Source organism: Photobacterium swingsii, assembly GCF_024346715.1.
Lineage (GTDB): Bacteria > Pseudomonadota > Gammaproteobacteria > Enterobacterales > Vibrionaceae > Photobacterium > Photobacterium swingsii.
The window spans coordinates 3,129,565-3,156,111 of record NZ_AP024852.1 but is presented as its reverse complement, the minus strand read 5'-3'; the positions used below and the strand labels follow the sequence as shown (position 1 = coordinate 3,156,111).

Below are 26,547 nucleotides of genomic sequence, written 5' to 3'. Positions count from 1 at the left end.
AGAAAAGCCGGTTATAAAGTGTTTAAAATTGGTGGTTAAATGTATCAAAAATGTAAAATCAACACTTTCCAGTTAAGTCCATCTATGTAAAATGTCGCTGAACTCACGAGGAACAGTGAGATTGGGTAGTACACAAAGTATTAACAAGCACAACCAACTGGAGATGGACGATGAACAAATCGCTATCAGGAAAGATATTCACAGGCCTATTTGCTGGCTTGATTATTGGTACGGCAATTCAGTACCTATTTAACGGCGTAACCTTGATGGACACTTATGTACTGGGCTTAGCGGAAGGCGCTGGCGGTATGTTTGTTTCACTGATTAAACTGCTTGTAGTGCCACTGGTATATGTATCTATCGTATGCGGCATTGTCGAGTTAAAAGACATTACGGCATTTGGTCGTCTTGGTGGTAAAACCTTTGGTCTTTACATTATTAATACCATCATAGCGATCACAGCGGCCTTAACGGTGGGCATGATCTTCCAACCCGGTGCTGATGCTAACTTAGCTGGTACAGTATCTGAAGCGGTAGAGCTGACCACAACAGAAACGCCGGATATCTTCTCATTGATAGTTAATATTGTCCCGAGCAACCCGGTACAGGCATTTGCTAGCGGCGATATGCTTCAAATTATCTTTATGGCAATCTTGACTGGTCTTGCTATTCAAGCGCTTGACTCTCGTGGTGGCCCTGCAATCAAAACCTTCAAAATGGCCAATGAGATCATGATGAAGCTGATTGGTCTAGTGATGAGTCTTGCACCATACGGTGTATTTGCGCTGATGATTCAACTAGGTGCGACACTGGATGCTAACACCTTGATGTCAGTCGCTGGTTATGTTGGCCTTGTGGTTGCGATGCTAGTGTTCTGGATTTTCTTCTTCTACCCAATGATGGTCGGTCTAACAACGGGCATCAAGCCATCAACATTCCTACGTCATATTCGTGAGCAAATTTTGTTCTCGCTATCCACAGCCAGCTCGAATGCGACAATTCCTGTCACTATGCGTACCTTAACTGACAAGATTGGTGTGTCGAAGTCAGTTGCTGGGTTTGGTGTTCCACTGGGTGCAACCATGAATATGTCTGGTGTATCTATCTATATTGCGCTAGCGACTATCTTTGTTGCGAACGCATTTGGTCAACCTATCAACTCGGCTGATTTGTTCACGCTTGGTTTAACAATTCTTCTACTATCAATTGGCGCTGGTGGTGTACCAGGTGGTGGTGTAGTGATGGTGGGTGTGTTACTTCACCAACTAGGTTTACCGCCAGAAGGTCTTGCAATTATTGCTGCTGTTGACCGCATTAACGATATGTTCTGTACGAGCTCTAACGTTGTCGGTGATACTGCAGTAAATACAATCGTTGCGAAAAGTGAAAATGAAATAGGTGTAGAGCAAGCGGATGAAGGTGGTGAAACAGTAACCGCTAGCTAAAATTGTAATAACGCCATTCTGAATATAAAAGCGCCCATTGGGCGCTTTTTGCGTATAATCTCTCTCTTTTTTATGAAATTGCATCAAGTGCAATCTTAACTATAGTAAACATGTTGCATTTATTTAATTGTGCCATATATCATCAACCACATCTTGTCCGATAATTGGCAAAATTGTGCTCTCAGCACATTGAATGTCGGGTAATAAGTAGTTCAGATATAAGGCGAAAAAGATGGGGAGCGCATTATTCATGAGTTCAGACCCTGGTGCATTAGTGGTCTTTGGTGGCGGGAAAGCAGATTGGCTGACCACATTAGAACAGGCTGGCTGGATGTGTCATCGCTGTTATGACTTACGTGCAGCCGAAGGCTTGCTGATTGATGTTGGCCCGTGTATTGGTGTGATAGATCTGAGTCATGACGACTTCAGTTTACAGGGTATTGCGGCGTTGGTTAACCGTAATAAACAGGTGCGCTGGTTAGCATTGGTTCGTGACGATCAACTAAAATCGGATGCGATTTGCCAGTTCATTGTTAACTTTTGTATTGATTACTTTACTGCACCTTTACCGATTTCTCAGTTTCAAAAAACGATCGGTCACCAGATTGGGATGTTGCAATTAGAGCGAAAAATTTGGCCTCAACTGGGTCAATTTGGTCACTTAGGGCTTCAGGGTGATAGCGATAGCATGAAGAAGTTGCGTCATCAGGTACGCCGTGTTGCTGCAACCGATGTGCCCGTGTTTATCCAAGGCGAAGTGGGGACAGGCAAGGAGCTTGCAGCGCAGGCTATATTTCAAGCATCCAAAAGGGCGCGCGCGGGATTTATTCGGGTTGCTTGTCAGCAATTGACATCATCATGGCTTCAACAGCGAGACAGCGAAACGGCAGGCATGGGATGCATCCTTGAAGCAGCTAAAGATGGCGTACTTTATCTGGATGAGATAGCTGACTTAAGTGATGCCCGCCAACGAGAGCTACTTCAATATATTGAAGACGGTGAATTCACGACACAATGTGGCCGTCTTGTTGGTGGTGATATCCGATTGATACTTGCAACCAGACACGATCCTGAAGAGTTGTTAGCGGAAGGAAAGTTGCGTAAAGATTTGTATTATCGACTCAATGTGTTGAATTTAGTTGTGCCTGCATTACGAGAGCGGCAGCAAGATATCGTTGATTTAGCCAATTTCTTTTTGCTTAAGTTTGCTCGTCAGTACAACAGTGTTGCCCGTCAGTTTTCTGATGAAGCCATCCGGATGCTACAAACGTATTTGTGGCCTGGTAATGTGAGAGAGTTGCTGACCCAAGTGAAACGTGCGGTTTTGTTGGCGGAACAATCAACCCTTGATGCTGATCAGCTTGATATCCCCCGTTTGGTGGATGATAAGCAAAGCTTAAAAAAGATTCGGGAAGAATCAGAGCGCAGTGCATTATTAGCAGTATTGGAAAATAATAAAGGGCAAATATCAGCTGCGGCACGTGAATTAGGTGTTTCTCGAGCGACCATGTACCGTTTATTGAATAAACACGATTTGATCACGTCACCAAAAAGCTTCCGTCAGAGTACGACATAACCGTAAGGCTGGTTTGGTAGGTAATAAAAAAGCGCATTATGCGCTTTTTTCGTTTTTCTAGACTGCATCCGCTTAGCAGTTGGTGCATTGCTGTGCATCAGAGGATGTTTCAGTGACTGCTGATTGATGAATGGGGAATAACTTATCGTACGCTAAGTTATAGCCATAAGCATAAAATAGGAAGAAGACGACCATGCCTAAATCAAGTATTAGTGCATCCACTAAACTCATGTTCAACCACCACGCCATAATTGGTAGCGTGATGACCAGTAAGCACAGCTCAAAAATCATCGCGTGAATAATGCGGATTTTGGTTGTTTTCACTACGGTACCAAAACGCTTAAGCATCGCTTTATCAAACATAAGGTTATAGGCGTAATTCCAGCCTGTCGCTATGATTGAAAATCCTAGCCCCATTGCGCCCATACGTGTTGGATCTAAGCCAACGAGGTGGCTCACCACGAAAGTAATAAGGAGTAAGGCGATCACTTCAAAGCCAATGGTATGGCGAATTCTGTCTAAGGTAGTACGCATAGTCTGTTCTCACTCTCTTTTATATCTTGGATTGCGGCGTTATTTCGCTTTGATGGAATAATAATAACGGCTTTCACGGTACATAAAAGTTAGTTAGTATCGTTAAAAGCGATAGATTTGGGTGGTTATGTCATGCAGTTTTCATTGGAACAATTAGAAGCTTTTGTCGCTTCAGCTGAAGCCGGATCATTTTCAGCGGGGGCGAGGCGGTTAGGCAAAGCGCAGTCGGTTGTGAGTGCCGCCATTGCGAACTTAGAAACAGATCTTAATCTAACTTTGTTCGATCGCAGCCGGCGTTCGCCTGTATTGACCGTACATGGTGAAGCATTGCTGATCAAAGCACGCCATATTTTGGAGCAGTGCGGCAGCTTTCTGGCAAGCGCAGAAGAGTTTCAAGCTGGGGTTGAAACTAAAATTACGCTGGCGGTTGAATCCATGACCATGACGCAAGCATTGGCCGATCAGCTTCAAGCCTTTGAAGCGCAATACCCTATGGTTGAGTTAGAAATTTTGAATGCTGCGGAAGGGGATATCTTAGAGTTGCTAAGGACAGGTCGAGCTCAACTTGCTTTGATGATTCAACTTGAAGGCCTGGTTGAAGGCTTTGATTTTTATGGTATTGGTCAACTTGAAATGTGTCATTTAGTCTCCCCTCAACATGCTTTGGCTAAAGAAAAAGCAGTAGATTGGCACCACCTTAAGTCACATCGCCAGATTTTATTGAGTGGCCGTTATCGAAAACTCGCACACCGCTGGCAACTGTCTGATTCGATGTGGGTTACTGATAGCGCGCTCTCTGCCATGCTACTTGTGAGTAGTGGCATAGGTTGGACAGTGTTACCTCGCAATATCGTTGGTGATTTGATCCAGTCAGGCTTACTCACTGAATTGGTGACTAAGATGGATGTTGATGGCTGGCGTCAATCGGTAGATGTAGCATATTCCAATCAACGAGCAATGGGACCTGCATCTAAGGCTTTGTTAGCTTTATTAAAAGAAATCCAGCTCCGGTAATCTTGTCGATATAGCTAACGGCAATAAGATAGAGCGATTAATTTGATTATGCTGATTTTTTAGGCGTATTTAACGGTTTATTGGTATAAAGCATGTCGATGGTAAGGTGCGATAGCATAATATTGCTTTATTCATTTTGCTGAATATTTGTGCTTGTTTAATTATTTGTAATGGTTAAAATTTACACATCCTTAACACTTATCCCACTCATTCACTAGGAGGCGACAATGATGATTTTCCCTATGCATACGTGTATCGCGCCTTGTAGTGATACCTCAAAAACTTCAACACAATAACAGCCTCCGCTGTGACTCTGGGCCGCGGATACTGTCGCGGTTACTTGCAGTAAAAGTTTGATCTCGTCAGCATCTGTGACCCTCCAATATTAATTATGGAGAGTTAAATTATGCGCCAATCAGTTTATTTACGCCTAGCTGTACTTTTAGTCCGTGCTGATCTTCACCGTGAACAACAAGCATGGCGACGTGTAAATCGTCGTATCGAAGTTGACTTCCCACAACTATCTGAGCACTTGTTGCAAGATATTGGGATTGGTAAAGACCGTCGTTTAGACGTTGAGTTTGGAGCGTCTCTTGCTCAACGCAAAACGCGTCACCTTCGTCGGGAGTTTCGATCTAGACAGCTCACGTAATAGCCGCCCTGTCGCTATTACGTATCAAGGTGACAGGGCAGAATAAAACACTAATAACAGATAATCATCCCCGCCAATGCGGGGATGATTCGTTATGGGCAAGGGTTAGAATATTGCACCCCGACTTGGGCTAAATCCTGTAACACATCTTCAGTTAAGCAAAGATCTAGGCTCTTGATATTGGCATCTAATTGGTCAAGGTTGGTCGCCCCTATAATGTTTGAAGCCACAAAGGGACGTTGATTTACAAATGCTAATGCCATTTGTGCGGGATCGAGCCCATGTTTATGTGCAATGTCGACATAGGCTTGAGTCGCAGCCACACCTTGAGGATTAAAGTAACGTGAAAAACGTTCAAACAAGGTGCAGCGTGCACCAGCAGGTTTTGCATCATTGAGGTATTTACCACTGAGGGTACCAAATGCCAATGGTGAGTAGGCTAAGAGCTCGACGCCTTCTTGGTGACTGATTTCAGAGAGCCCGACTTCGAAGCTACGGTTGAGTAAATTATAAGGATTTTGGATAGAGACAACGCGGGGAAGATTGTGTTTTTCGGCTAATTTAAGGAAAGACATCACTCCCCATGGTGTTTCATTAGAAAGGCCAATATAACGAATTTTACCTGCACGTTGCAGTTCAGCAAGGGCTTCAAGCGTGTCGAGAATGGTAACGCCAGAGTTGTCTTCTTTATACTCGTAGTTCAGTTGACCAAAACAGTTGGTTTCGCGTTGTGGCCAGTGTAATTGATATAAGTCGATGTAATCGGTTTTTAAGCGCATCAGGCTGGCATCAACGGCATCATGAATGTTGCGATGATCCAGAGCCATATTATCGCGAATATAGGGAAGGTTACGTGGGCCCGCAATTTTGGTTGCCAGCACGACTTTGCTGCGTAGCCCTGTTTTTTCCAACCAATTACCAATATAGGTTTCCGTTAATCCTTGGCTCGTTTTATTGGGCGGAACGGGATACATTTCGGCAGTATCGATGAAATTGATGCCCCGCTCAAAGGCGAAATCAAGTTGGCTGTGTGCTTCTGCTTCTGTGTTTTGCTCACCAAAGGTCATGGTGCCAAGACATATTTTACTGACGTCGAGTGAGGAATGGGGAATGCGGTGATATTTCATTAGCCCTCCTTGGACTGCAAGTACCAACAAGTCTGCTGCATGCACTGTCCCTGCGGCTGCCCAACAGGCAAAGAGGTATATTCCCCCTAGCGTGCAAGCAAAATAGCATGTGTTGGCTGGGTATATGTTATTAACTTAACGAGAGTTTATGCAGATGTCGACAGCCATTTACTTGCTGAGTAAGGGAATGTGACACATAGTTATATCTATGCTTAGCTGAAAGGAAGCGATTCAATGCAACTTACACAGTTTAAACATTGGCTCAACTCGCCAGAAAAGCCCCAGCCTAAATGTGTAGTAACAAGTCATGCGGGTATGGCTGATTACTTGATGGAGATTGAATTTAAGCATCAGTTGGTGCCGCTTAAAGATGATACCGATAGCATGCTCACGTTTCGGAATATGGAGCAAGTGGGTGAGCTATTAAAACCTTTGGGGATCGATAGTGTTATCTTACGCATAATCGATCCTTACGATGAATTTTCGGCGGATAATCAGCTATCAAACTGCAAGGAAGATATGACGATCATTTTATGATGGGATAGTAGGATGGTGCTCTTACACTCGTTTAAACAATAAAGTGTTTAGCCAAAATCGCGGCAGTAAAGTGTGTTTTGAGATAAAAGCCCCGAGGGAGTGTTTTGATTGGCTGGCCATTCGCGCCATAGGCTTCAGTTAATGCTTTATTGTTGGCTGCCTTCGGGCGCAACTGCAGCACTTCACCATGTTTAGCTGTGATTTGTTCGACCTGCCCCAATACAATCATGTCCATTAATTCTTCCCAATCTTGGCGAAGTTGATCTTCTTCTTCTGGTGACGGTTGCCATAATAGCGGTGAACCAACGTGACGATCTGTCAGTGGAATATCACGCTCACCTTCGACTGGAACCCACAATACTTTGGCTAATTTATGACGAATATGACTATTGTGCCAATTAAGGCCGTGCAAGCCGATCAGCGGAGCCACACAAACAAAAGTCGTTTCCAAAGGCCGGCCATGGTAGCCAATTGGAATGGTTTTAAGCTCGATACCTAATTCAATGAAATCAGGTACTGGCTTGCTCCCCGCACTTGCCCCTAAGTGCCATTCAAGCAATTGACCCACCCAACCTTTGTCACGGCGAAGATCTTGAGGGGGAATAATACCGGCTTGTTCGGCGAGCTCTCCGAGTGTGAGTCCTGCTAGAGCTTGCGCTCGTGTAAGCAGTTCTTGTTCTGTTTGTGGCGGTAAAGGAGAAGAAATACACGTCATACAAAGGCACTTTAGGTTTTAACGAGTGAAGGTAAAGCAACGCTGGTATTTTACCATAAGCAGGCATTGAGCTGATGGTAAAAGGGGAGGATCTTTACACCACCTTGATGGCTGTATTTTAGTAACCTGTTTTTAATAAAGAATCAAGCTATCTGTCATCTTATCAAGTGGCATCTTGTATTGTGGTATACGAGAGTCTAGAACAAGAGTAAGGATCTTTAAATAAAGATATCCACAGGAGTTTTGGTTAAAAAAAACACAGCACCAAACTCTGGATGTATACACAGGGGTTAGTGTGGTTTTTGAGCAGCTTGGTGGCCTAGTTAGCAGTGGCTTAGCTCCGAGAGTGTGGATAATTCAATGGTTGGTTGATCTTTAACCGATCCGCTTTTGCTGATGTTTTAGTCATTAAAAGCATATGAGGTTCGATTGTTTTGTTTGTGTAGTTCATTGTTTTTAATTGTTTTTATATTTGTTTTGGTGCTTTTTTAAACTTGGTTAAGTGTTGTTGATAAGTCACTTTATTCACGATAAAACCGCTTCTTCACAAATCTATCCACAGAAAAAGTGAATAAATGTGGCTTATGTCTCACTTGGCTGTTTATAAAGTATTCCTTGTGATTGAGTTATCCAGAAACTGAGTGCTAGGTAGGAAAAAACAGTTAATAATTAGAATGTTTGTTAACCTTTGCCGCGATCTATGAAAAAATCGGGTGTAATAGAGATTTATAATTGAGGTCGTCTAGTGATTGATGGCGATGGATACCGTCCTAATGTCGGGATAGTTATCTGTAATAGCCACGGCCAGGTATTCTGGGCTCGACGATATGGACAACATTCTTGGCAGTTTCCACAAGGTGGTATTGATGAAGGGGAAACCCCTGAGCAAGCCATGTACCGAGAATTGTATGAGGAAGTAGGGCTTACCAAAAAGGATGTAAGGATCATAGCCTCCAGCCGCCATTGGCTGCGCTATAAATTACCCAAGCGTCTAGTTAGGTGGGACTCGAAACCCGTTTGTATCGGGCAAAAGCAAAAGTGGTTTTTGCTTAGCCTAGAATGCGATGAGTCAAAGGTGAATATGCAGCGTGGGAGCACGCCGGAGTTTGATGGTTGGCGATGGGTCAGTTATTGGTATCCGGTGCGTCAGGTGGTGTCTTTTAAGCGCGATGTTTATCGACGTGCATTGAAAGAGTTTGCTGCGATGGCGATGCCTTTTAAGGAACGTAAAGAGCGTAGAGTGAAGCGTCACAAGGGTCGCCGTTAAGCTTGCTGATGCCCACTCTAAAGTAAGGCGCAAAACAGCTTATGCTGACACAGCTCAGAGAAATTGTAGAAAAAGTTGCCAGTGCTGAAACCCTGATCGATGCGCTCGATCAGTTAGTGATCAGCACATGCGAGGCAATGGATACCGACTGCTGCTCGGTGTATATCGCTGACTTTAAACGTCAGGAATACACCTTGATGGCAACGCAAGGCCTAGTCAAAACCCGCCACCATGTTGGTTTGGGTTTTGACGAAGGCTTAGTTGGATTAGTTGGCCGCCGAGCCGAGCCTATCAATATCGCCGATGCGCGATCACATCCTCAGTTTAAACACCTGCCTGGTACAGGCGAAGAACACTTTGGTTCTTTCTTTGGCACGCCTATCACACACCAGCGTAATGTCTTAGGTGTGTTGGTTATTCAGCAAAAAGATCGTCGTGAGTTTGACGAAAGCGAAGAGTCTTTCATGGTGACGCTTGCAGCGCAGCTTGCGGTGATCCTTGCCCATGCCAAAGCGCAGGGAATGTGGCCTGATCAACATGACGGCTTGCACCTTATTGGTTCGGCATCATCGCAAGGGGTCGCGGTTGCCAAGGCGTGGTGGGATGATAACCAACCACGGTTAGAGCATGTCCTGCCTGCCTCTTCACTGAATTTAGAGAATGAACAAGAGCGCTTAACGATTGCGATTGATTTGGCGAGCAATGAGTTTCGCCGGTTGCGAAAGCGCTTTGATAGTGAATTACACAAAGAAACATTAGCGATTTTTGATCTGTTTAGCCACCTGCTTAACGATCCTATGTTGCGTAAAGATTTGTTCGCTAAAGTGGCATCGGGCGATCAGGCTGAGTGGGCTATCCGCCAAGTGGTAGAGGCCTACTCCACCCGTTTTGCCAACATGAAAGATGCGTACCTCAAAGAGCGCGCGCACGATATTCGAGAACTTGGCCAGCGCTTGTTGTTCTTTTTGCAAAATGAAGATGTGATCGAATACCAGTGGGACGAACCGCGAGTATTGTTAACGCGTGAATTAACCGCGGCCATGCTGGCAACTATTCCTCGTGATAAATTGGCTGGGGTCGTTGCCCAAGAAGGTGCGGCGAACTCTCACGCGGCGATCTTATCGCGGGCGCTGGGTATCCCTGCGATCATGGGGGTCGATTTTATCCCTGAAAAAATCCATAACTGCCAAGTGGTTGTGGATGGTTACCGTGGTGATTTCTTAGTTAACCCAAATCGTCATGTTTTAAAAGAATACCGACGTTTATTACGTGAAGAGAATGAATTAGATAAAACGGTTGAAACGGCATTAGCTAAATGTGCAGTCACCAAAGATAACCAGCGTGTGTATGTTCACCTTAACGCGGGTTTAAGTGCAGATACCAGTATTGCGGTTAACCGTGGTGTCGATGGTGTTGGCTTGTACCGCACCGAAGTGCCGTTTTTATTACAACGTAGCTTCCCATCGGAAGAAGAACAAACAGCACAATATCGCACTATTTTGGCCTCGTATCCGAATAAACCTGTGGTGATGCGAACGCTCGATATTGGTGGTGATAAACCACTGCCTTATCTATCTATCGAAGAAGACAACCCTTTCCTTGGCTGGCGGGGCATTCGCTTTACCTTGGATCACCCGGAAATCTTTTTAATCCAAGTCCGCGCCATGCTAAAAGCCAGTATCGGCTTGGATAATATGGATATCTTATTGCCCATGATTTCAGGGGTCGCTGAGCTTGATGAAGCGATGATCTTGATTGAACGTGCCTTTGAAGAAGTCAGCAAGCATGCACAATTACAAGGTAAATCACTAAGACGCCCTCGGTTAGGGATCATGATTGAAGTCCCTTCTATTTTGTATCAGCTGCCAGCCTTAAAAGGCAAAGTGGACTTTATTTCGGTGGGGAGTAATGACCTAACTCAATATTTATTAGCCGTTGATCGGAACAATGCACGGGTTGCCAATGTCTATGATGCATTACACCCTGCGGTTTTACATGCTTTGAAGCATATTTTAGCGTCTAGTCAGCAACTTGGTATTCCTGTTAGTGTGTGTGGTGAATTAGCGGGCGACCCTGTTGGCGCACTTTTATTGGTGGGGATGGGGTATCGCTCTTTAAGTATGAATACCCGTAACGTTGCCAAGATAAAATATATCCTTCGCCAGATTTCGTCAGAGGATATGTCGACCTTAGCGCAACAGGCGCTACAGTCGTCATTGGCGACAGAGGTAAGAACCACAACAACTCGTTTCGTCGAAGGCAAAGGCCTCGGCGGCTTTATTCGTGCTGGTAAGTAGGGTAAATAAATGGAATCCACATTGTGGCTTTTTGCCATGTGCTTGGTGTTAGGTAGCGTTGTCGGCTTGTTAGCTGGGTTATTAGGCATAGGTGGTGGCTTATTAGTCGTACCAGCCTTAGTGTGGTTATTGCCACAGGCGGGTATTCCCAATGAGATGGTCATGCACATTGCATTGGCAACGTCATTAGCCAGTATCGTGTTAACATCGGGCTCCTCTGCGCGAAATCACTTACGGTTAGGTAACGTTGATGTAAAAGCGGTGAAAATGCTGGCGCCAGGTATTGTGCTTGGTGGGTTAGGGGGCAGTGTTATTGCAGAATTAGTCCCTGCAGCGCTGTTACCTAAAATATTTGCCGCGATAGTGTTGTTCTTAGCAGTGCAAATGTTGGCATCTATTCGTTTATCTACGCAGGAACGTACACTGCCGAGCACGACTAAATGTGTGTGTAGTGGTGGTGTCATTGGTGTGATATCTAGTTTAGCGGGAATAGGCGGTGGGTCACTGACTGTGCCTTACTTAAACTGGCATGGTTTGGAAATGCGCCGTGCTATTGGTAGTGCTTCATTAGCTGGGGCCATTATTGCCGTGGCAGGTATGCTAGGGTTTATTGCGGCTGGCGTTGGTGATGAGGCATTACCTGCGATGAGCGTCGGCTATGTTTATTTGCCTGCGCTGGTGGGGATTGTATCGACGTCAGTCCTTACTACCCGCTATGGTGCGGCATTAGTCAGTAAAATGCCGACACCGACGTTAAAGAAAATATTCGCTGTATTTTTACTTTTTATCAGCTTCAAAATGTTCATTGGCTAATCCCAATGAAAAACACAATGAGATAACTTGAATGAGCCAAGGATTTTTTACATTCCCTAATATCGATCCGATATTAATTGAAATCGGTCCGCTAGCTATCCGCTGGTACGGATTGATGTACTTACTCGGTTTTGTCTTTGCGATGTGGTTAGCTAACCGTCGTGCTGATAAGCCGAATAGTGGCTGGACGCGTGAGCAAGTTAGTGACTTATTGTTTGCTGGTTTCTTGGGTGTGGTACTGGGTGGCCGTATTGGCTACGTGCTGTTCTATAACTTTGGTTTGTTCCTTGATAATCCACTTTATCTTTTCCAAGTTTGGACGGGCGGTATGTCCTTCCATGGTGGTTTACTGGGTGTGATCACAGCAATGTTCTGGTATGCCCACAAAAATGGTCGCACTTTCTTTGGTGTTGCTGATTTTGTTGCGCCACTTGTGCCATTTGGTTTAGGCGTTGGTCGTTTAGGTAATTTCATTAACGGTGAACTATGGGGACGAGTCAGTGATGTTCCTTGGGCTATCGTGTTCCCAACGGGGGGGCCACTGCCACGCCACCCTTCACAGCTCTATGAGTTCTTCCTTGAAGGATTAGTACTGTTAATTATCTTGAACCTGTTTATTCGTAAACCACGTCCAGCGGGTGCGGTATCTGGCTTGTTCTTGTTTGGTTACGGCAGCTTCCGTTTCATTGTGGAGTACTTCCGTGAACCTGATGCGCAGCTTGGCTTGTTTGGTGGCTGGATCAGCATGGGACAAATTTTGTCGCTACCTATGGTGATAGGTGGTTTGTTAATGATGCTATGGGCTTATAAAACACAACCTAAAGGCAAAACGGCATAATCACCCTTTTGAATAGAATAAAAGAGCAGCTCATTAGAGCTGCTTTTTTTATGCTTGGTTTTCGAGGGAAGATGACATTTCACCAAAAAAGAAGCGCGATTTCTGGTAGGATCGACCACAATTTTTTTGAGTAGCTGAAAGGCCTTGTGCATGCTTTCGGTATTAATGACAAGCGAGTAGAACGATGAAGCAGTATTTAGATCTCTGTCAGCGTATTGTTGACGAAGGTGTTTGGATTGAAAACGAACGCACTAACAAACGTTGTTTAACCGTTGTGAATGCTGACTTAACGTTCGATGTTGCCAATAATGAATTTCCTTTGATTACTACCCGTAAGAGCTTTTGGAAATCAGCGATCGCAGAATTGCTCGGCTACTTACGTGGTTATGATAATGCGGCAGACTTTCGTGCGCTTGGGACTAAAACGTGGGATATGAACGCCAATGAAAATCAAGCGTGGCTGAATAACCCACACCGTAAAGGCCATGATGACATGGGTCGCGTGTACGGTGTTCAAGGCCGTAGTTGGCAAAAACCAGATGGGACAACGATCGATCAGCTGCGTAAAATTGTTGATAACCTGTCTAAGGGGATCGATGACCGTGGCGAAATCATGACGTTCTATAACCTAGGTGAATTCGACTTAGGTTGTCTTCGTCCTTGCATGCACACCCATACTTTCTCGTTACTTGGCGATACGCTTTATCTAACCAGCTACCAGCGTTCGTGTGATGTGCCGCTTGGCCTTAACTTCAATCAAATTCAAGTCTTTACCTTGCTTGCCTTGATGGCACAGATCACGGGCTTGAAAGCGGGTAAGGCATATCACAAAATTGTGAATGCACATATTTACGAAGATCAACTTGAGCTAATGCGTGATGTGCAGCTGAAGCGTGAACCCTTTGCATCACCACAATTAATCATTAACCCTAAAATCAAATCATTAGAAGATTTAGAAACTTGGGTGACAATGGATGACTTTGAAGTGGTGGGATATGAGCACCACGAAGCGATTAAATATCCATTTTCTGTATAAAACCGTCGCACAGTTTCGTTATTTGCTGTTTTGTGGAGTCACTTTAGTGCTCACAAGAATGAATATTCTTTTCGTGGATTCGTTATAGCGCTAAGTGACAAGCATTAAAAAAGCCCCGTGAGACTCAATCTCACGGGGCTTTTTGTTATCGGTATACAGCAGTAATCAAACTTAAGCAGTTAGGCCTAGGATTGTTAGTGGTAGCACACCGAAGACTAAGCTGATGTAACCGAATACGGCAGCCTTGCTCTTGGTTGCTAAGTCACCTAGGTAGAATGCACCTTTAAGCGGTAATTCACGTAGGAACGGGATACCAAAGATAAATACAGTCGCCAGAATGTTGAAGGCTAAGTGTACCAATGCAATCTGCAGTGCAAATACTGCGTTATCACCAGAGATAGCCGTTGCTGCAAGCAATGCCGTGATACAAGTACCAATGTTTGCACCAAGTGTGAACGGGTAAACGTCACGTACTTTCAGTACACCTGTACCTACAAGTGGTACCATCAAACTTGTTGTCGTAGAAGACGACTGAACAAGGATAGTCACGACAGTACCTGAAGCGATACCGTGCAGTGGACCACGACCAATTGCACTCTTAAGGATATCTTTTGCACGGCCAACCATAAGGCTACGCATCAGCTTACCCATAGCGGTAATTGCGATGAAGATAAGTGCAATACCAATAAAGATAAGTGCCACGCCACCCATAGTACCCAATGCTTCTAGCGGGCCCTTTACAAGGTTAACAGCTGGTTGTGTTAATGGCTTCATGAAGTTCAGGCCCTTCATGCTCATGTCGCCAGCACCCATGAATGGGGTCACTAACCAAGTTGAAATCTTATCAAGTAAACCGAACATCATTTCTAGTGGTAAGAAAATAGCAACGGCTAGCAAGTTAAAGAAGTCGTGAACGGTTGCACTTGCGAACGCGCGACGGAACTCTTCTTTACAGCGAGCATGCCCTAGGCTTACCAAGGTGTTGGTTAGTGTTGTACCAATGTTGGCACCCATAACCATTGGAATAGCAGTTTCTACAGGTAAACCACCTGCTACTAGACCAACAATGATTGATGTCACTGTGCTTGATGATTGGATCAGCGCAGTCGCGGTTAGACCAATCATTAGGCCTGCAATTGGGTGAGACGCAAATTCAAATAAGGTTTTTGCTTGTTCACCAACAGACCATTTAAAGCCGCTGCTGACCATAGATACAGCAACGAGCAGAATGTACAGCATGAACGCTAGGTTAGCCCAGCGGACCCAACGCATAGAGCTGTTTTGTGGCGCAGCAGTAGTGGCTTGGGTATTCATAATCATTTCTCCATGACAATAGGATGTCGTTTGGGTGTCATTTTGTTGAATTCTGCGGCGATGGTAGAGGGCTAATATTTCAGAAATATGACACTTTTAATTACAAGGCATTTTTGTGCTTACTTTGTGAGCGGTAGGTGTATTTGACTTTTAATGGCAAGTTTTAGCTTTGTCTTGTAAGGTTATGATTATGTAAGTTTTTTATGCTTGTTTAGTGGTGTTACGATTTGGTTTATTATTCTGTGAAAATTATTCAGGTTGGTGATAAAAAATCGCAAATATTTCATTTCTAGCGAAGAAATATGACACTCACAAATTGCATGAAAATTTATTCTGCGGATATTACTTGGTTATAGGTCTAATTATTCGGAATTTACGATGTATTAGCTCTAAACAAACGATTGTTCAGGTAGCGGCTTTGCCGACTACACTAATGAAACACAATCTATGTTGTGAAAATTGTTTTTGTGCAAAGGAGTGACGGTCAATGACCGATGCGATTCGTAAATTTTTAAAATTAGAGTCTGCTGGCGGTATTATCCTTATCATCGCAGCAGCTATCGCAATGATTATTGCGAACTCACCACTACAATCAGTTTACTCTGGTACGCTTCATTCCTATGTAGCTGGCCTATCTGTAGAGCATTGGATCAATGATGGCTTGATGGCTATCTTCTTCATGCTTATCGGATTGGAAGTAAAGCGCGAACTTATTGAAGGTGCGCTTAATACGAAAGAAAAAGCGATTTTCCCTGCATTAGCAGCTGTCGGCGGTATGATTGCGCCAGCGCTAGTCTATGTACTGTTTAACTACTCTGATCCTGTTGCCATTACAGGCTGGGCGATCCCTGCTGCAACGGATATTGCATTTGCTTTGGGTATTATGGCGTTACTGGGCAAACGTGTCCCTGTGAGCCTAAAAGTCTTCCTGCTTGCGCTGGCAATTATTGATGACCTTGGTGTTATCGTCATTATTGCCTTGTTCTACAGCAGCGACTTATCAACGTGGGCATTGGCGGTTGCATTTGCTTCAACTGCGGCGCTATTTATCATGAATGCGAAGAACGTGACTAAGATATCCCTTTACTTAATTGTGGGTGCGATCTTGTGGTTCAGCGTACTTAAGTCTGGTGTACACGCAACACTTGCTGGTGTGGTATTAGGCTTTGCGATCCCACTAAGTGGTAAAGATGGTCGCTCAGACAAGCATTCACCACTGAAGCATCTTGAGCATGTGCTTCACCCATACGTCGCTTTCTTGATTTTACCTATCTTTGCCTTTGCAAACGCAGGTATCTCATTGGACGGTGTATCTGTGGATGGCATGACAGGCATGTTACCGGTTGGTATTGCACTGGGCCTATTCATTGGTAAACCGCTAGGTATCTTTACGGCAAGTTACTTAGCAGTAAAAGGCGGTGTTGCGACGCTACCTGATGGCATTAACTTCAAGCATATCTTTGCGGTGTCAGTGCTGTGTGGTATCGGTTTCACCATGTCGATTTTTATTTCTTCATTGGCCTTTGCTGGCGCGCCAGCAGACTTCAACACCTACTCTCGTTTAGGTATTTTAGTTGGGTCAACGGTAGCAGCCATTGTGGGCTACATGATGCTAGACCGCGTGCTACCTAAATCGGAGGCGTAATATGAAACGTTATCTTCTCACTGCAATGGTACTGGCATCATCAACAGCGATGGCTGTTCCTGATTATACAAACTGTACCTCTAGCGATGAAACGGAACTTTGTCAGGCTTATTTAGCTGGTGTTAGCCACGGTAAGGCAGCGACTACAACAGTGTTGACGGAACAGGATGATTCGTTCCGTTCACGTGCACTGGAGCAGCGAGTAGGAGAGCGTTATCGTAAAACCCTTCAGGATGAAAAAAAGGCTGTCCAAGCAACGAACTGAGTAGTTAAAACACAGATTTGTTGAAAACTGCTTTCATTGCCTGAAAAATAGTAGATAAAGTTGAAGACCCTAGATGTGCCGCGTAAGCTGCATGTCTGGGGTTTTTTATTATGGCAATGAAATAACGGATGTCTCATCTTAATTATAACCACCTGTATTACTTCTGGATGGTCTGCAAGCAAGGGTCTGTCACTAAGGCGGCTGATGCACTCTTTCTCGCGCCCCAAACGGTAACAGGGCAAATTCGTGCGTTAGAAGAACGAATGAAAGGGAAGCTGACCAAGCGTGTTGGACGCAATATTGAGCCAACGGAGCTGGGGCAGCTGGTTTTTAAGTACGCCGATAAGATGTTTGATCTTAGCTACGAGATGCTGGATATCGTCAACTATACCCAGCGTGAGAATCAATTGCTGGAAGTTGGTGTTGCTGATGCACTGTCGAAGCGACTTGTCAGTAAGGTGCTATTGGAAGGCATTCCAGAAGATGAGCGTATTCATCTGCGTTGCTATGAATCTACCCATGAAATGCTACTTGAGCAGCTATCGCTGCATAAGTTGGATATGATCTTGTCCGATTGCCCGGTAGATTCAACCCAAAGTCCAGGGCTTTATAGTAAGAAATTGGGCGAATCGAGCATGAGTTTTTTCTGCTCTAAGCCTGAGCGCACGCTTCACTTTCCTGCCTGCATTGAAGACTTTAAGCTCTTGATCCCTGGCCGTCGTACAGCGATGGGACGCAAGCTGCATCAGTGGTTTGATCAACAAGGGATAACGCCTAATATCTTGGGTGAGTTTGATGATGCCGCGCTGATGAAAGCGTTTGGCGCTTACCATCAGTCTATGTTTGTCGCGCCATCTATCTATGCCGAAGAGATCGAAGAGTCAAACAACATTCGCGAAGTGAAGCGAGTAAAAGAAATTAAAGAAGAGTATTACGTTATTTTTGCTGAGCGGATGATCATGCACCCTGCGGTGAAAAAAATATGTGAAGCAAACTTTGGAAAGTTGTTTAAATAGCGCTAATTAGCGCTATTTTTTCATGGATTTTTGCCGTTAAGTCACTTAGTATTTAAGTATATTAGCGTTAACTTAAATTAGTGGTGAGAATATGGATCTGCAACGAATGGAGCAGAATGCTGGGCAGGCAGTCGTATTACTCAAAGCCATGGCAAACGAAAGACGTTTATTTATTCTATGCTATTTGCTAGAAGGGGAAATGTCCGTCGGGACGATGTGCGAAAAGCTTCAGTTGAGCCAATCTGCATTATCTCAACACTTAGCGTGGCTAAGGCGTGATGGCTTGGTTGATACGCGGAAAGAGTCACAAACGGTGTATTACCGCTTAAAGAGTGAGGAAGTCCGTGCGATGATTCAATTGCTGCACAATATGTACTGTCATTGAAAACATGAATTACAGACACAAAAAAACCGGCTTAGTGCCGGTTTTTTTATCGCTGTAAAACCAAGTCTCTATTAAAGAGCTTTGATTTTAGCCGCTAGGCGAGCTTTGTGACGTGCAGCTTTGTTTTTGTGGATTAGGCCTTTAGTAGCCATACGATCCATAACAGGTTGCATTTCAACGAAAGCAGCAGTTGCAGCTTCTTTGTTGCCAGCTTCAATAGCAGCGATAACTTTTTTGAAGAAAGTGCGCATCATAGAACGACGGCTAGCGTTGTGCTGGCGACGTTTTTCTGAAGTTAGTGCACGTTTCTTAGCAGATTTGATATTTGCCAAGGGTGTAACTCCCAAATTCTTTGGTACGGTGACAATTTAAGGCCGAGGACTATGCCAACAAAGCGAAAGATTGTCAAATGATTTGTGTAAATAACCGTCAAGCCCATGAAGTTGGCACTTACGGAATAACACGGTTAATATGGCGGCAGATTTTACCAGCATTTTGCCCCGTAAGTCACCTTTCTGGGCTATCTTTTATGAGGTTTTTTTGTGAGTAAGCGTCTTTTACGCTCAGGACTGATAGTTAGCGCCATGACTTTGGTTTCTCGAGTGCTTGGTTTGGTCCGAGATGTCGTGGTTGCGAACTTGATGGGAGCTGGTGCTGCCGCCGATGTTTTCTTTTTCGCGAATAAAATTCCCAATTTTTTACGCCGTCTATTTGCTGAAGGGGCTTTTTCTCAGGCGTTTGTTCCTGTGCTGACGGAATATCATGCAACCGGTGACATGGATAAAACCCGTCAGCTGATTGCCAAAGCATCAGGTACCTTGGGCGTACTGGTGTCTATTGTGACGTTATTGGGGATTTTAGGTTCGGGGGCAGTGACAGCGCTGTTTGGTGCGGGTTGGTTTATTGACTGGTTAAACGATGGCCCTGCAGCGCCTAAATTTGAATTAGCGAGTTTACTCCTAAAAATCACCTTTCCTTATTTATGGTTCATTACCTTTGTTGCTTTATCTGGTGCCATCCTTAATACCTTAGGTAAGTTTGCGGTTTCTTCCTTTACCCCAGTGTTTTTAAATGTCGCTATCATTGGTTGTGCATGGTTTTTATCGCCGCAGTTAGCTCAACCAGAAATAGGCTTAGCGATCGGTGTATTTCTTGGTGGTTTGATTCAGTTTTTATTCCAAATTCCTTTCCTTATAAAAGAAGGGGCCTTGGTGCGTCCGCAATGGGGCTGGAATGATCCAGGGGTAACCAAAATCCGCACTTTGATGATCCCAGCCTTGTTTGGTGTATCTGTTAGTCAAATCAATTTATTGTTTGATACCTTTATTGCCAGCTTCCTCGCGACAGGCTCGATCAGTTGGTTGTATTACTCGGATCGTTTATTAGAGTTTCCGCTAGGGCTATTTGGCATTGCGATCGCCACAGTGATTTTGCCTGCGCTGTCGCGTAAACACGTAGAAAAAACCTCGGGTCAGTTTGCCAGCACTATGGACTGGGGCGTGCGTATGGTATTGCTGCTGGGTATTCCCGCTATGTTAGGGTTAATGGTGTTGGCCAAGCCAATGCTAATGGTGCTCTTCATGCGTGGCGAATTTACCCCGAATGACGTGCAGCAAGCATCCATGTCTTTATTGGCTTACGCATCGGGCCTTTTAAATTTTATGTTGATAAAAGTGCTAGCACCAGGTTATTACGCAAGGCAAGATACCAAGACACCAGTACGCTTTGGTATTATTGCGATGATCACCAACATGTTCTTTAATGCAATTTTTGCGTATTTCTATGGTTATGTTGGTTTAGCGATGGCAACGGCACTGTCGGCTTTCGTGAATGCAGCACTGCTATACCGTGGTCTACATATTGCAAACGTGTACCGAGTAACCAAAACGACCCTGATGTTTGTGGCACGCCTTGCGATTGGTGGTGTTGCTATGGTGGCGGCACTATTATGCTTGATGCCTGCAATGAGTGAATGGTTAAGTTGGAGCTTGAGTCATCGCGTTATGTGGCTATCGGGATTGATCGCGGTTGGCGCCTCGGTTTATTTGGTTATTGTGATGATTTTAGGCATTCGTCCTCATCATCTTCGCACTGATAGCTGATTGACAGGGCGGAGTAGTATATAATCCGCCAGTTTTTATCGTGAATTTTGAAATTTAACTTAGCGAAATAGCAAGCGGTACATGGAATTAATCCGAGGAATACATAATATAAAGCCTCGTCATCACGGTTGTGTTCTGACGATTGGCAATTTTGATGGTGTCCATTTGGGTCATCAGGCGGTGTTACGTCAGGTGATTGCCAAAGCGGAATCTATGTCGCTACCAGCAACGGTGATGTCTTTTGAGCCTCAACCGTTAGAACTTTTTGCTGGTGATAAAGCGCCCGCACGGTTAACGCGTTTTCGTGATAAATATCAGCAATTGAAAAAAGTGGGTGTCGAGCGTTTGCTTTGCATCAATTTTAATGCCCATTTTGCCAATATGACCCCGCGTGACTTTGTTCGTCGCTTGTTGGTTGAGCAATTGGGTGTTAAGTTTCTGGTAGTTGGTGATGATTTTCGCTTTGGTCAAGGTCGAAGCGGCACATTTGAAATGCTACAAGCGGCTGGCCGCGAATGGGGTTTCGAAGTGGTAAGTACGCAGAGTTTTTGTGTATCAACCCAACGTGTGAGCAGTACCGCGATTCGTCAAGCATTAGCAAATGACGAGTTAACATCAGCATCAACCATGCTAGGACGACCTTATAGTGTGTGTGGGCGAGTATCCCACGGACGCAAACTAGGCCGAACCATTGGCTTTCCAACGGCAAATGTGCCCTTGAAACGACGCGTGTCGCCTGTTTCTGGTGTCTACGCGGTTGAAGTCTTTGGCTTAGATGGCGCCCCTTACCCGGGTGTCGCTAATGTTGGTCATCGACCAACAGTCAACGGTGTACGCCAACAGTTAGAAGTACATTTGTTTGATTTTACTGGTAACTTATACGGTTGTCAGATTGAAGTTGTGTTGCACCATAAGCTACGCAACGAAATAAAATTCGAATCGTTTGATGCGCTGAAAGCACAAATTGAGCGAGATGCCCAAACAGCACGGGTGTGGCTGTCTGAGCGTAATAATGTCCAACTTCGCCCAAGTAACGGAATCTAGAATCAATGAGCGACTATAAAGATACCCTGAATTTACCTGAAACAGGGTTTCCGATGCGAGGCAACCTAGCTCAACGTGAGCCAGCAATGCTTAAGCGTTGGAATGATGAAGATCTTTACGGTGAAATTCGTAAAGCTAAGAAGGGTAAAAAATCCTTCGTATTGCACGATGGCCCTCCATACGCCAACGGTGATATTCACATTGGTCACGCGCTAAATAAGATTCTTAAAGACATTATTATTAAGTCAAAGACGCTTTCAGGCTTTGACGCACCGTACGTACCAGGTTGGGACTGCCACGGTCTACCAATTGAATTAATGGTAGAGAAAAAGTGGGGCAAGCCAGGTCGTAAACTGACAGCTGCAGAATTCCGCGAAAAATGTCGTGAATATGCTGCGGGTCAAGTTGAAGGTCAAAAAGAAAGCTTCATTCGCCTAGGTGTACTAGGTGAGTGGGCTAAGCCTTACCGCACAATGGATTTTGCAACAGAAGCGAACATCATTCGTTCTTTGGGTAAAATCGCAGACAACAACCACCTACTGAAAGGTTTTAAACCTGTTCACTGGTGTACTGATTGTGGTTCAGCATTGGCTGAAGCGGAAGTGGAATACCAAGACAAAGTTTCACCATCAATTGATGTGAAATTTAAAGCGGCAGACGAAGCGGCAACCGTGGCTAAGTTTTCTTGCCCTGAAGGCCACCAAGGTCAAGGTGACGTATCTATCGTTATCTGGACAACAACGCCTTGGACACTACCTGCAAACCGTGCAGTTGCTGTTCGTGACGATCTTGAGTATGTATTGGTTCAAGTTGAAGCGGATGCTGAAAACAATCAGCAAGCATACCGTCTGATCGTTGCTGCTGAATTAGCAAAAGATGTGATGGATCGTGCAGGTATTAAGCACTTCCATAACCTTGGTTTCTGTAAAGGTGAAGACTTAGAGCTAGTTCGCTTTAACCACCCATTCTACAGCTTCGATGTGCCCGTAATTCTTGGCGATCACGTAACGACTGAATCTGGTACTGGTTGTGTTCACACAGCCCCTGGCCACGGTCAAGAGGATTTCGCGGTTGGTCAAAAATACGATCTAGAAGTAGCGAACCCTGTTGGTAGCAACGGCGTTTACCTACCTGATACTGAACTATTTGCAGGTCAACACGTATTTAAAGCGAATGATTCAGTACTCGAAACACTAAAAGAGCACGGTGCGCTGCTGCATCACCATGCTTACGAGCACAGCTACCCACATTGCTGGCGCCATAAAACACCTATCATTTTCCGTGCAACGCCACAGTGGTTCATCTCAATGGATAAAGCTGGCCTACGTACGAAAGCGCTAGGTGAAATTAAGAGCGTACAATGGTTACCTGAGTGGGGCCAAAGCCGCATCGAAGGGATGATCGAAGGTCGCCCTGAGTGGTGTATCTCTCGTCAACGTACTTGGGGTGTGCCAATTGCTCTATTCGTACACAAAGAAACACAAGAACTGCACCCTAATTCTCACGAGTTGATCGAGAAAGTTGCACAACTTGTTGAACAGCAAGGCATTCAAGCATGGTGGGATCTTGATCCTGCAGAGCTAATGGGTGAAGCAGACGCTGCGAACTACGAAAAAGTGCTCGATACACTGGACGTATGGTTCGATTCTGGTGTAACTCACGCATCTGTTGTTGATAGCCGTGAAGAGTTTAATGGTAACTCTGCTGATCTTTACCTTGAAGGTTCTGACCAACACCGTGGTTGGTTCCAGTCTTCATTGATCACATCTGTGGCAATGAAAGATACGGCACCGTACAAACAAGTACTAACCCACGGTTTCGTTGTTGATGGCCAGGGCCGTAAGATGTCGAAATCGGTAGGTAACGTTGTTGCACCGAAAGATGTGACGAACAAACTAGGCGCAGATATCCTTCGCCTATGGGTTGCATCAACGGATTACACTGGTGAAGTAGCGGTTTCAGATGAAATCCTAAAACGCTCTGCGGACGCTTACCGTCGTATTCGTAACACAGCACGTTTCTTCCTAGCGAACCTAAGCGGCTTTAACCCAGAAACAGACCTAGTTGCACCAGAAGATATGGTAGCACTGGATCGTTGGGCGGTTGGTCGTGCGATGGCTGCACAAGAAGAAATCGTAAAAGCATACGACGAGTACAATCTACACGGTGTAACACAGCGTCTAATGCAGTTCTGTTCGGTTGAAATGGGTTCATTCTACCTAGACGTAATCAAAGACCGTCAGTACACAGCGAAACAAGGTGGCCACGCACAACGTAGCTGTCAAACTGCGCTTTACTACATCGTTGAAGCCTTAGTACGTTGGATGGCACCTATCATGTCATTCACTGCTGATGAAATCTGGAATGAAATGCCAGGCCAACGTGACAAGTTTGTATTCACTGGCGAGTGGTTTGAAGGTCTATTCGGTCTTGCTGAAGATGAAAAACTGAACAACGAATTCTGGGCTGAAATTCAGCAAGTTCGTGGTGCAGTGAACAAGCTTCTTGAAGGCGCACGTAAAGACAAAGTTATCGGTGGTGCTCTACAAGCAGAAGTAACACTTCACGCAAATGCAGCACTGGCTGACAAGCTGAATACATTAGAAGACGAACTGCGTTTCGTACTACTAACGTCGAAAGCTGCTGTTGTTGTTGCTGATAGCATGCCTGCTGGCGCACAAGAAACCGACGTTGAAGGCTTGTTTGTGACTGTTACTGCATCTGAAGCTGCGAAGTGTGACCGTTGTTGGCACCATGTTGCAGATGTAGGCACTATTGAAGGCCACGAAGAAGTATGTGGTCGTTGTGTAAGCAACATCGATGGTGAAGGCGAAGAGCGTAAGTTTGCCTAATGACAATGACATCGCCTAAACAGACCGAACTGTCATTGAAACAATCAGGAGTGCGCTGGCTGTGGCTAGCGGCTCTGGTTTTCATTGTTGATGTGGGTAGTAAGCTACTTGTCATGAACACCATGGAATATGGTTGGCCCAATCGTATAGAGGTCCTGCCATTTTTTAACTTGCTGTATGTGCATAACTACGGCGCTGCATTTAGCTTTTTAAGTGATGCAGGTGGTTGGCAGCGATGGTTCTTTACAGCGATAGCATTAGGTGTTTGTAGCTTACTGATTTTTTGGATGCGCCGTTCTTCAGCAGAAAATCGACTTGCAAACAGTGCTTACGCACTGATTATCGGTGGGGCACTCGGTAATTTGTTTGACCGTATGTACCATGGTTTTGTAGTCGACTTCTTAGACTTCTATGTCGGGAACAGCCATTGGCCTGCATTCAACATTGCGGATTCCGCAATTTGTATTGGTGCAGCCATGATCATTCTTGAAGGCTTTATCGCTGACAAGAAAGAAAAAGCCAAATAAAAGCTAAACCCAGTAATACCCTTAAGCGCTGTCCGTTGATACGGACGGCGCTTTGTTGTAAAAGGGGACTGGAAAATTTTTTATTCGCAATAGCCCATAACTAAGTATCATTTAGATACACTTAAAGGACCCTACACATGTCGGTAATCAAGGAAAACAGTGAAGTGCTAATGCACTTTTCGATCAAGCTTTCAGATGGCTCGGTAGCAGATTCAACCCAAGCAATGGGTAAGCCGGCAAAATTTAGAATGGGTGATGGAAGCTTAACGGACAATTTTGAGAAATGTCTGTTAGGGTTACAGCAAGGACAAAAAAGCAGTTTTGAGTTAGCGCCAGAAGATGCGTTTGGTCTGCCTAACCCAGATAATATCCACCATATAGAGTTAAGTAAGTTTGGTGCAGATGCACCAGCTGAAGTGGGCACTATCGTTGCGTTTGCAGGGCCTGATGGCCAAGATATCCCAGGCGTGATCACCCAAGTGGTTGGTGACTCGGTAACCGTCGACTTTAATCACCCATTAGCGGGGCAACGCGTCACGTTTGATGTGGAAGTCGTGACAATAGAAAACTAAGAGCTGTTAGCAATGAATATCTTACTAGCAAATCCGCGTGGCTTTTGTGCCGGTGTTGATCGAGCAATCAGCATTGTTGAGCGTGCGCTTGAAATGTATCAACCCCCTATCTACGTACGCCATGAAGTGGTACATAACCGCTTTGTTGTGGAAGGTTTGAAACAGCGTGGCGCGGTCTTTGTTGAAGAACTGCATGAAGTGCCTGATGACAGTATCGTGATTTTTTCAGCTCATGGTGTGTCGCAAGCCGTACGAACAGAAGCAAAAGCACGTCAACTGACAGTGTTTGATGCAACTTGCCCGCTGGTAACGAAAGTGCATATGGAAGTGGCGCGAGCTAGCCGTAGAAATATGGAAGTGGTTTTGATTGGCCATGCGGGGCACCCAGAGGTGGAAGGCACCATGGGGCAATATGCTAGTGAAACAGGCGGCATGTATTTGGTTGAGAAACCAGAAGATGTCGAGAAGATGGTGGTGAAAGATCCAAGCCATTTGCACTATGTTAGCCAAACCACATTATCTGTTGATGAAACGGCGGATGTGATTGAAAAACTACGTGAAGTCTTCCCTGAGATCCAAGGCCCGCGTAAAGATGATATTTGTTACGCAACCCAGAACCGTCAAGACGCGGTACGTGAAATGGCTGAAACTGTTGATGTTATGATCGTGGTGGGTTCGAAGAATTCTTCAAACTCGAATCGTTTACGTGAGTTATCTGAAAAGTTGGGCACCCCCGGTTACTTAACGGACTGCCCTGAAGACGTTAATCCAGCGTGGTTTGATGGCCAGAGTAAAGTGGGCGTGACGGCAGGAGCATCGGCACCAGAAGAGCTGGTAAATCAAATTATCGAACGTATTCAAACGCTGACCCAAGCCACAGTTGAAGAGCTGTCTGGCCGAGAAGAAAATATGTTCTTTGAAGTGCCACGTGAATTGCAGGTGAAAATCATTACTGACTAATCACATCTTTACAA

25 protein-coding genes are annotated in these 26,547 nt (G+C 44.9%); 20 read left to right on the top strand and 5 right to left on the bottom strand.

Translation table 11 applies throughout. The features are described 5' to 3' along the window. Positions 1-170 precede the first annotated feature (170 nt). Both OCU77_RS14295 and OCU77_RS14290 read left to right on the top strand, forming a co-directional pair. The gene (locus OCU77_RS14295; RefSeq protein WP_048897985.1) at positions 171-1,445 is read left to right on the top strand and encodes a dicarboxylate/amino acid:cation symporter; all 1,275 of its coding nucleotides are present in this window, start codon (positions 171-173) and stop codon (positions 1,443-1,445) included. A gap of 232 nt (positions 1,446-1,677) precedes the next feature. Continuing rightward, a complete protein-coding gene (locus OCU77_RS14290) occupies positions 1,678-3,021 on the top strand; it encodes a VpsR-related response regulator (RefSeq protein ID WP_107302798.1) in 1,344 nt (447 codons plus the stop codon). A gap of 72 nt (positions 3,022-3,093) precedes the next feature. On the opposite strand, the gene OCU77_RS14285 is transcribed toward OCU77_RS14290, so the two are convergent. After that, complete coding sequence (locus tag OCU77_RS14285; protein ID WP_048897986.1) at positions 3,094-3,555, bottom strand: PACE efflux transporter; 462 nt, start codon at positions 3,553-3,555, stop codon at positions 3,094-3,096. 132 nt (positions 3,556-3,687) lie between these two features. On the opposite strand from OCU77_RS14285, the gene OCU77_RS14280 reads away from it, so the two are divergent. Both OCU77_RS14280 and OCU77_RS14275 read left to right on the top strand, forming a co-directional pair. Then, positions 3,688-4,569 carry a LysR family transcriptional regulator gene (locus OCU77_RS14280; protein WP_048898210.1) on the top strand — a complete coding sequence of 294 codons (882 nt, stop codon included), beginning with the start codon at positions 3,688-3,690 and terminating at the stop codon, positions 4,567-4,569. A 406-nt stretch (positions 4,570-4,975) separates the two neighbouring features. Further along, on the top strand, positions 4,976-5,221 hold the full coding sequence (locus OCU77_RS14275) for a hypothetical protein (RefSeq protein WP_048897987.1): 246 nt from the start codon (positions 4,976-4,978) through the stop codon (positions 5,219-5,221). 92 nt (positions 5,222-5,313) lie between these two features. On the opposite strand, the gene OCU77_RS14270 is transcribed toward OCU77_RS14275, so the two are convergent. Continuing rightward, positions 5,314-6,348: an NADP(H)-dependent aldo-keto reductase gene (locus OCU77_RS14270; RefSeq protein WP_107302797.1), complete on the bottom strand. Its 1,035-nt coding sequence runs from the start codon at positions 6,346-6,348 to the stop codon at positions 5,314-5,316. 234 nt (positions 6,349-6,582) lie between these two features. Here OCU77_RS14270 and OCU77_RS14265 point away from each other — a divergent pair, with 234 nt between their 5' ends. Continuing rightward, positions 6,583-6,885: a DUF6482 family protein gene (locus OCU77_RS14265; protein WP_048897988.1), complete on the top strand. Its 303-nt coding sequence runs from the start codon at positions 6,583-6,585 to the stop codon at positions 6,883-6,885. 31 nt (positions 6,886-6,916) lie between these two features. On the opposite strand, the gene mutH is transcribed toward OCU77_RS14265, so the two are convergent. Next, positions 6,917-7,600 carry a DNA mismatch repair endonuclease MutH gene (gene mutH, locus OCU77_RS14260; protein ID WP_048897989.1) on the bottom strand — a complete coding sequence of 228 codons (684 nt, stop codon included), beginning with the start codon at positions 7,598-7,600 and terminating at the stop codon, positions 6,917-6,919. A 745-nt stretch (positions 7,601-8,345) separates the two neighbouring features. On the opposite strand from mutH, the gene rppH reads away from it, so the two are divergent. The 5 genes from rppH (at position 8,346) to OCU77_RS14235 (ending at position 13,851) form a co-directional block, all read left to right on the top strand. Then, positions 8,346-8,867 (top strand): RNA pyrophosphohydrolase, encoded by a 522-nt coding sequence (gene rppH / locus OCU77_RS14255; protein WP_048897990.1) that lies wholly within the window; start codon positions 8,346-8,348, stop codon positions 8,865-8,867. Positions 8,868-8,908: 41 nt separating this feature from the next. Further along, entirely contained in the window at positions 8,909-11,164 is a 2,256-nt protein-coding gene (gene ptsP / locus OCU77_RS14250; RefSeq protein ID WP_107302796.1) for a phosphoenolpyruvate--protein phosphotransferase, read from the top strand. 9 nt (positions 11,165-11,173) lie between these two features. Further along, the gene (locus OCU77_RS14245) at positions 11,174-11,977 is read left to right on the top strand and encodes a sulfite exporter TauE/SafE family protein (RefSeq protein ID WP_048897991.1); all 804 of its coding nucleotides are present in this window, start codon (positions 11,174-11,176) and stop codon (positions 11,975-11,977) included. 31 nt (positions 11,978-12,008) lie between these two features. Continuing rightward, positions 12,009-12,815, top strand: coding sequence for a prolipoprotein diacylglyceryl transferase (gene lgt / locus OCU77_RS14240; protein ID WP_048897992.1), 807 nt, complete (start codon positions 12,009-12,011; stop codon positions 12,813-12,815). Positions 12,816-12,999: 184 nt separating this feature from the next. Further along, positions 13,000-13,851 (top strand): thymidylate synthase, encoded by an 852-nt coding sequence (locus OCU77_RS14235; protein WP_048897993.1) that lies wholly within the window; start codon positions 13,000-13,002, stop codon positions 13,849-13,851. Positions 13,852-14,022: 171 nt separating this feature from the next. On the opposite strand, the gene OCU77_RS14230 is transcribed toward OCU77_RS14235, so the two are convergent. Then, complete coding sequence (locus OCU77_RS14230) at positions 14,023-15,165, bottom strand: Na/Pi symporter (protein WP_107302795.1); 1,143 nt, start codon at positions 15,163-15,165, stop codon at positions 14,023-14,025. A gap of 487 nt (positions 15,166-15,652) precedes the next feature. Here OCU77_RS14230 and nhaA point away from each other — a divergent pair, with 487 nt between their 5' ends. From nhaA to OCU77_RS14210, 4 genes are all read left to right on the top strand, one after another. Then, the gene (gene nhaA / locus OCU77_RS14225) at positions 15,653-16,810 is read left to right on the top strand and encodes a Na+/H+ antiporter NhaA (RefSeq protein ID WP_107302794.1); all 1,158 of its coding nucleotides are present in this window, start codon (positions 15,653-15,655) and stop codon (positions 16,808-16,810) included. Between the two features lies 1 nt (position 16,811). After that, complete coding sequence (locus OCU77_RS14220) at positions 16,812-17,075, top strand: hypothetical protein (protein ID WP_048897994.1); 264 nt, start codon at positions 16,812-16,814, stop codon at positions 17,073-17,075. A gap of 128 nt (positions 17,076-17,203) precedes the next feature. Then, positions 17,204-18,091: a transcriptional activator NhaR gene (gene nhaR, locus OCU77_RS14215; RefSeq protein WP_048897995.1), complete on the top strand. Its 888-nt coding sequence runs from the start codon at positions 17,204-17,206 to the stop codon at positions 18,089-18,091. A 91-nt stretch (positions 18,092-18,182) separates the two neighbouring features. Further along, the gene (locus OCU77_RS14210) at positions 18,183-18,476 is read left to right on the top strand and encodes an ArsR/SmtB family transcription factor (RefSeq protein WP_048897996.1); all 294 of its coding nucleotides are present in this window, start codon (positions 18,183-18,185) and stop codon (positions 18,474-18,476) included. A gap of 71 nt (positions 18,477-18,547) precedes the next feature. Here the strand turns inward: OCU77_RS14210 and rpsT are convergent, their stop codons facing one another. Beyond that, positions 18,548-18,808 (bottom strand): 30S ribosomal protein S20, encoded by a 261-nt coding sequence (gene rpsT / locus OCU77_RS14205; protein ID WP_048897997.1) that lies wholly within the window; start codon positions 18,806-18,808, stop codon positions 18,548-18,550. A gap of 210 nt (positions 18,809-19,018) precedes the next feature. On the opposite strand from rpsT, the gene murJ reads away from it, so the two are divergent. The 6 genes from murJ (at position 19,019) to ispH (ending at position 26,533) form a co-directional block, all read left to right on the top strand. After that, a complete protein-coding gene (gene murJ, locus OCU77_RS14200) occupies positions 19,019-20,578 on the top strand; it encodes a murein biosynthesis integral membrane protein MurJ (protein WP_048897998.1) in 1,560 nt (519 codons plus the stop codon). An 81-nt stretch (positions 20,579-20,659) separates the two neighbouring features. Then, positions 20,660-21,622: a bifunctional riboflavin kinase/FAD synthetase gene (ribF, locus tag OCU77_RS14195; protein WP_048897999.1), complete on the top strand. Its 963-nt coding sequence runs from the start codon at positions 20,660-20,662 to the stop codon at positions 21,620-21,622. A gap of 5 nt (positions 21,623-21,627) precedes the next feature. Next, complete coding sequence (gene ileS, locus OCU77_RS14190) at positions 21,628-24,474, top strand: isoleucine--tRNA ligase (RefSeq protein ID WP_048898000.1); 2,847 nt, start codon at positions 21,628-21,630, stop codon at positions 24,472-24,474. Continuing rightward, positions 24,474-25,001, top strand: a complete 528-nt coding sequence (gene lspA, locus OCU77_RS14185; RefSeq protein ID WP_084711734.1) for a signal peptidase II — start codon at positions 24,474-24,476, stop codon at positions 24,999-25,001. The genes ileS and lspA overlap by 1 nt, the downstream gene beginning before the upstream one ends. Positions 25,002-25,138: 137 nt before the next feature. After that, positions 25,139-25,573, top strand: a complete 435-nt coding sequence (gene fkpB / locus OCU77_RS14180) for an FKBP-type peptidyl-prolyl cis-trans isomerase (protein WP_048898001.1) — start codon at positions 25,139-25,141, stop codon at positions 25,571-25,573. 12 nt (positions 25,574-25,585) lie between these two features. Then, positions 25,586-26,533: a 4-hydroxy-3-methylbut-2-enyl diphosphate reductase gene (ispH, locus tag OCU77_RS14175; RefSeq protein WP_048898002.1), complete on the top strand. Its 948-nt coding sequence runs from the start codon at positions 25,586-25,588 to the stop codon at positions 26,531-26,533. The last annotated feature ends 14 nt before the right edge of the window (positions 26,534-26,547 follow it).

What these genes read in the sequence shown, in the direction of transcription:
- OCU77_RS14295 (WP_048897985.1), top strand. Translation starts at nt 171, where the DNA reads ATGAACAAATCGCTATCAGGAAAGATATTCACAGGCCTATTTGCTGGC.
- OCU77_RS14290 (WP_107302798.1), top strand. Translation starts at nt 1,678, where the DNA reads ATGGGGAGCGCATTATTCATGAGTTCAGACCCTGGTGCATTAGTGGTC.
- OCU77_RS14285 (WP_048897986.1), bottom strand. Translation starts at nt 3,555, where the DNA reads ATGCGTACTACCTTAGACAGAATTCGCCATACCATTGGCTTTGAAGTG.
- OCU77_RS14280 (WP_048898210.1), top strand. Translation starts at nt 3,688, where the DNA reads ATGCAGTTTTCATTGGAACAATTAGAAGCTTTTGTCGCTTCAGCTGAA.
- OCU77_RS14275 (WP_048897987.1), top strand. Translation starts at nt 4,976, where the DNA reads ATGCGCCAATCAGTTTATTTACGCCTAGCTGTACTTTTAGTCCGTGCT.
- OCU77_RS14270 (WP_107302797.1), bottom strand. Translation starts at nt 6,348, where the DNA reads ATGAAATATCACCGCATTCCCCATTCCTCACTCGACGTCAGTAAAATA.
- OCU77_RS14265 (WP_048897988.1), top strand. Translation starts at nt 6,583, where the DNA reads ATGCAACTTACACAGTTTAAACATTGGCTCAACTCGCCAGAAAAGCCC.
- mutH (WP_048897989.1), bottom strand. Translation starts at nt 7,600, where the DNA reads ATGACGTGTATTTCTTCTCCTTTACCGCCACAAACAGAACAAGAACTG.
- ptsP (WP_107302796.1), top strand. Translation starts at nt 8,909, where the DNA reads ATGCTGACACAGCTCAGAGAAATTGTAGAAAAAGTTGCCAGTGCTGAA.
- OCU77_RS14245 (WP_048897991.1), top strand. Translation starts at nt 11,174, where the DNA reads ATGGAATCCACATTGTGGCTTTTTGCCATGTGCTTGGTGTTAGGTAGC.
- lgt (WP_048897992.1), top strand. Translation starts at nt 12,009, where the DNA reads ATGAGCCAAGGATTTTTTACATTCCCTAATATCGATCCGATATTAATT.
- OCU77_RS14235 (WP_048897993.1), top strand. Translation starts at nt 13,000, where the DNA reads ATGAAGCAGTATTTAGATCTCTGTCAGCGTATTGTTGACGAAGGTGTT.
- OCU77_RS14230 (WP_107302795.1), bottom strand. Translation starts at nt 15,165, where the DNA reads ATGAATACCCAAGCCACTACTGCTGCGCCACAAAACAGCTCTATGCGT.
- nhaA (WP_107302794.1), top strand. Translation starts at nt 15,653, where the DNA reads ATGACCGATGCGATTCGTAAATTTTTAAAATTAGAGTCTGCTGGCGGT.
- OCU77_RS14220 (WP_048897994.1), top strand. Translation starts at nt 16,812, where the DNA reads ATGAAACGTTATCTTCTCACTGCAATGGTACTGGCATCATCAACAGCG.
- nhaR (WP_048897995.1), top strand. Translation starts at nt 17,204, where the DNA reads ATGTCTCATCTTAATTATAACCACCTGTATTACTTCTGGATGGTCTGC.
- OCU77_RS14210 (WP_048897996.1), top strand. Translation starts at nt 18,183, where the DNA reads ATGGATCTGCAACGAATGGAGCAGAATGCTGGGCAGGCAGTCGTATTA.
- ribF (WP_048897999.1), top strand. Translation starts at nt 20,660, where the DNA reads ATGGAATTAATCCGAGGAATACATAATATAAAGCCTCGTCATCACGGT.
- ileS (WP_048898000.1), top strand. Translation starts at nt 21,628, where the DNA reads ATGAGCGACTATAAAGATACCCTGAATTTACCTGAAACAGGGTTTCCG.
- lspA (WP_084711734.1), top strand. Translation starts at nt 24,474, where the DNA reads ATGACAATGACATCGCCTAAACAGACCGAACTGTCATTGAAACAATCA.
- fkpB (WP_048898001.1), top strand. Translation starts at nt 25,139, where the DNA reads ATGTCGGTAATCAAGGAAAACAGTGAAGTGCTAATGCACTTTTCGATC.
- ispH (WP_048898002.1), top strand. Translation starts at nt 25,586, where the DNA reads ATGAATATCTTACTAGCAAATCCGCGTGGCTTTTGTGCCGGTGTTGAT.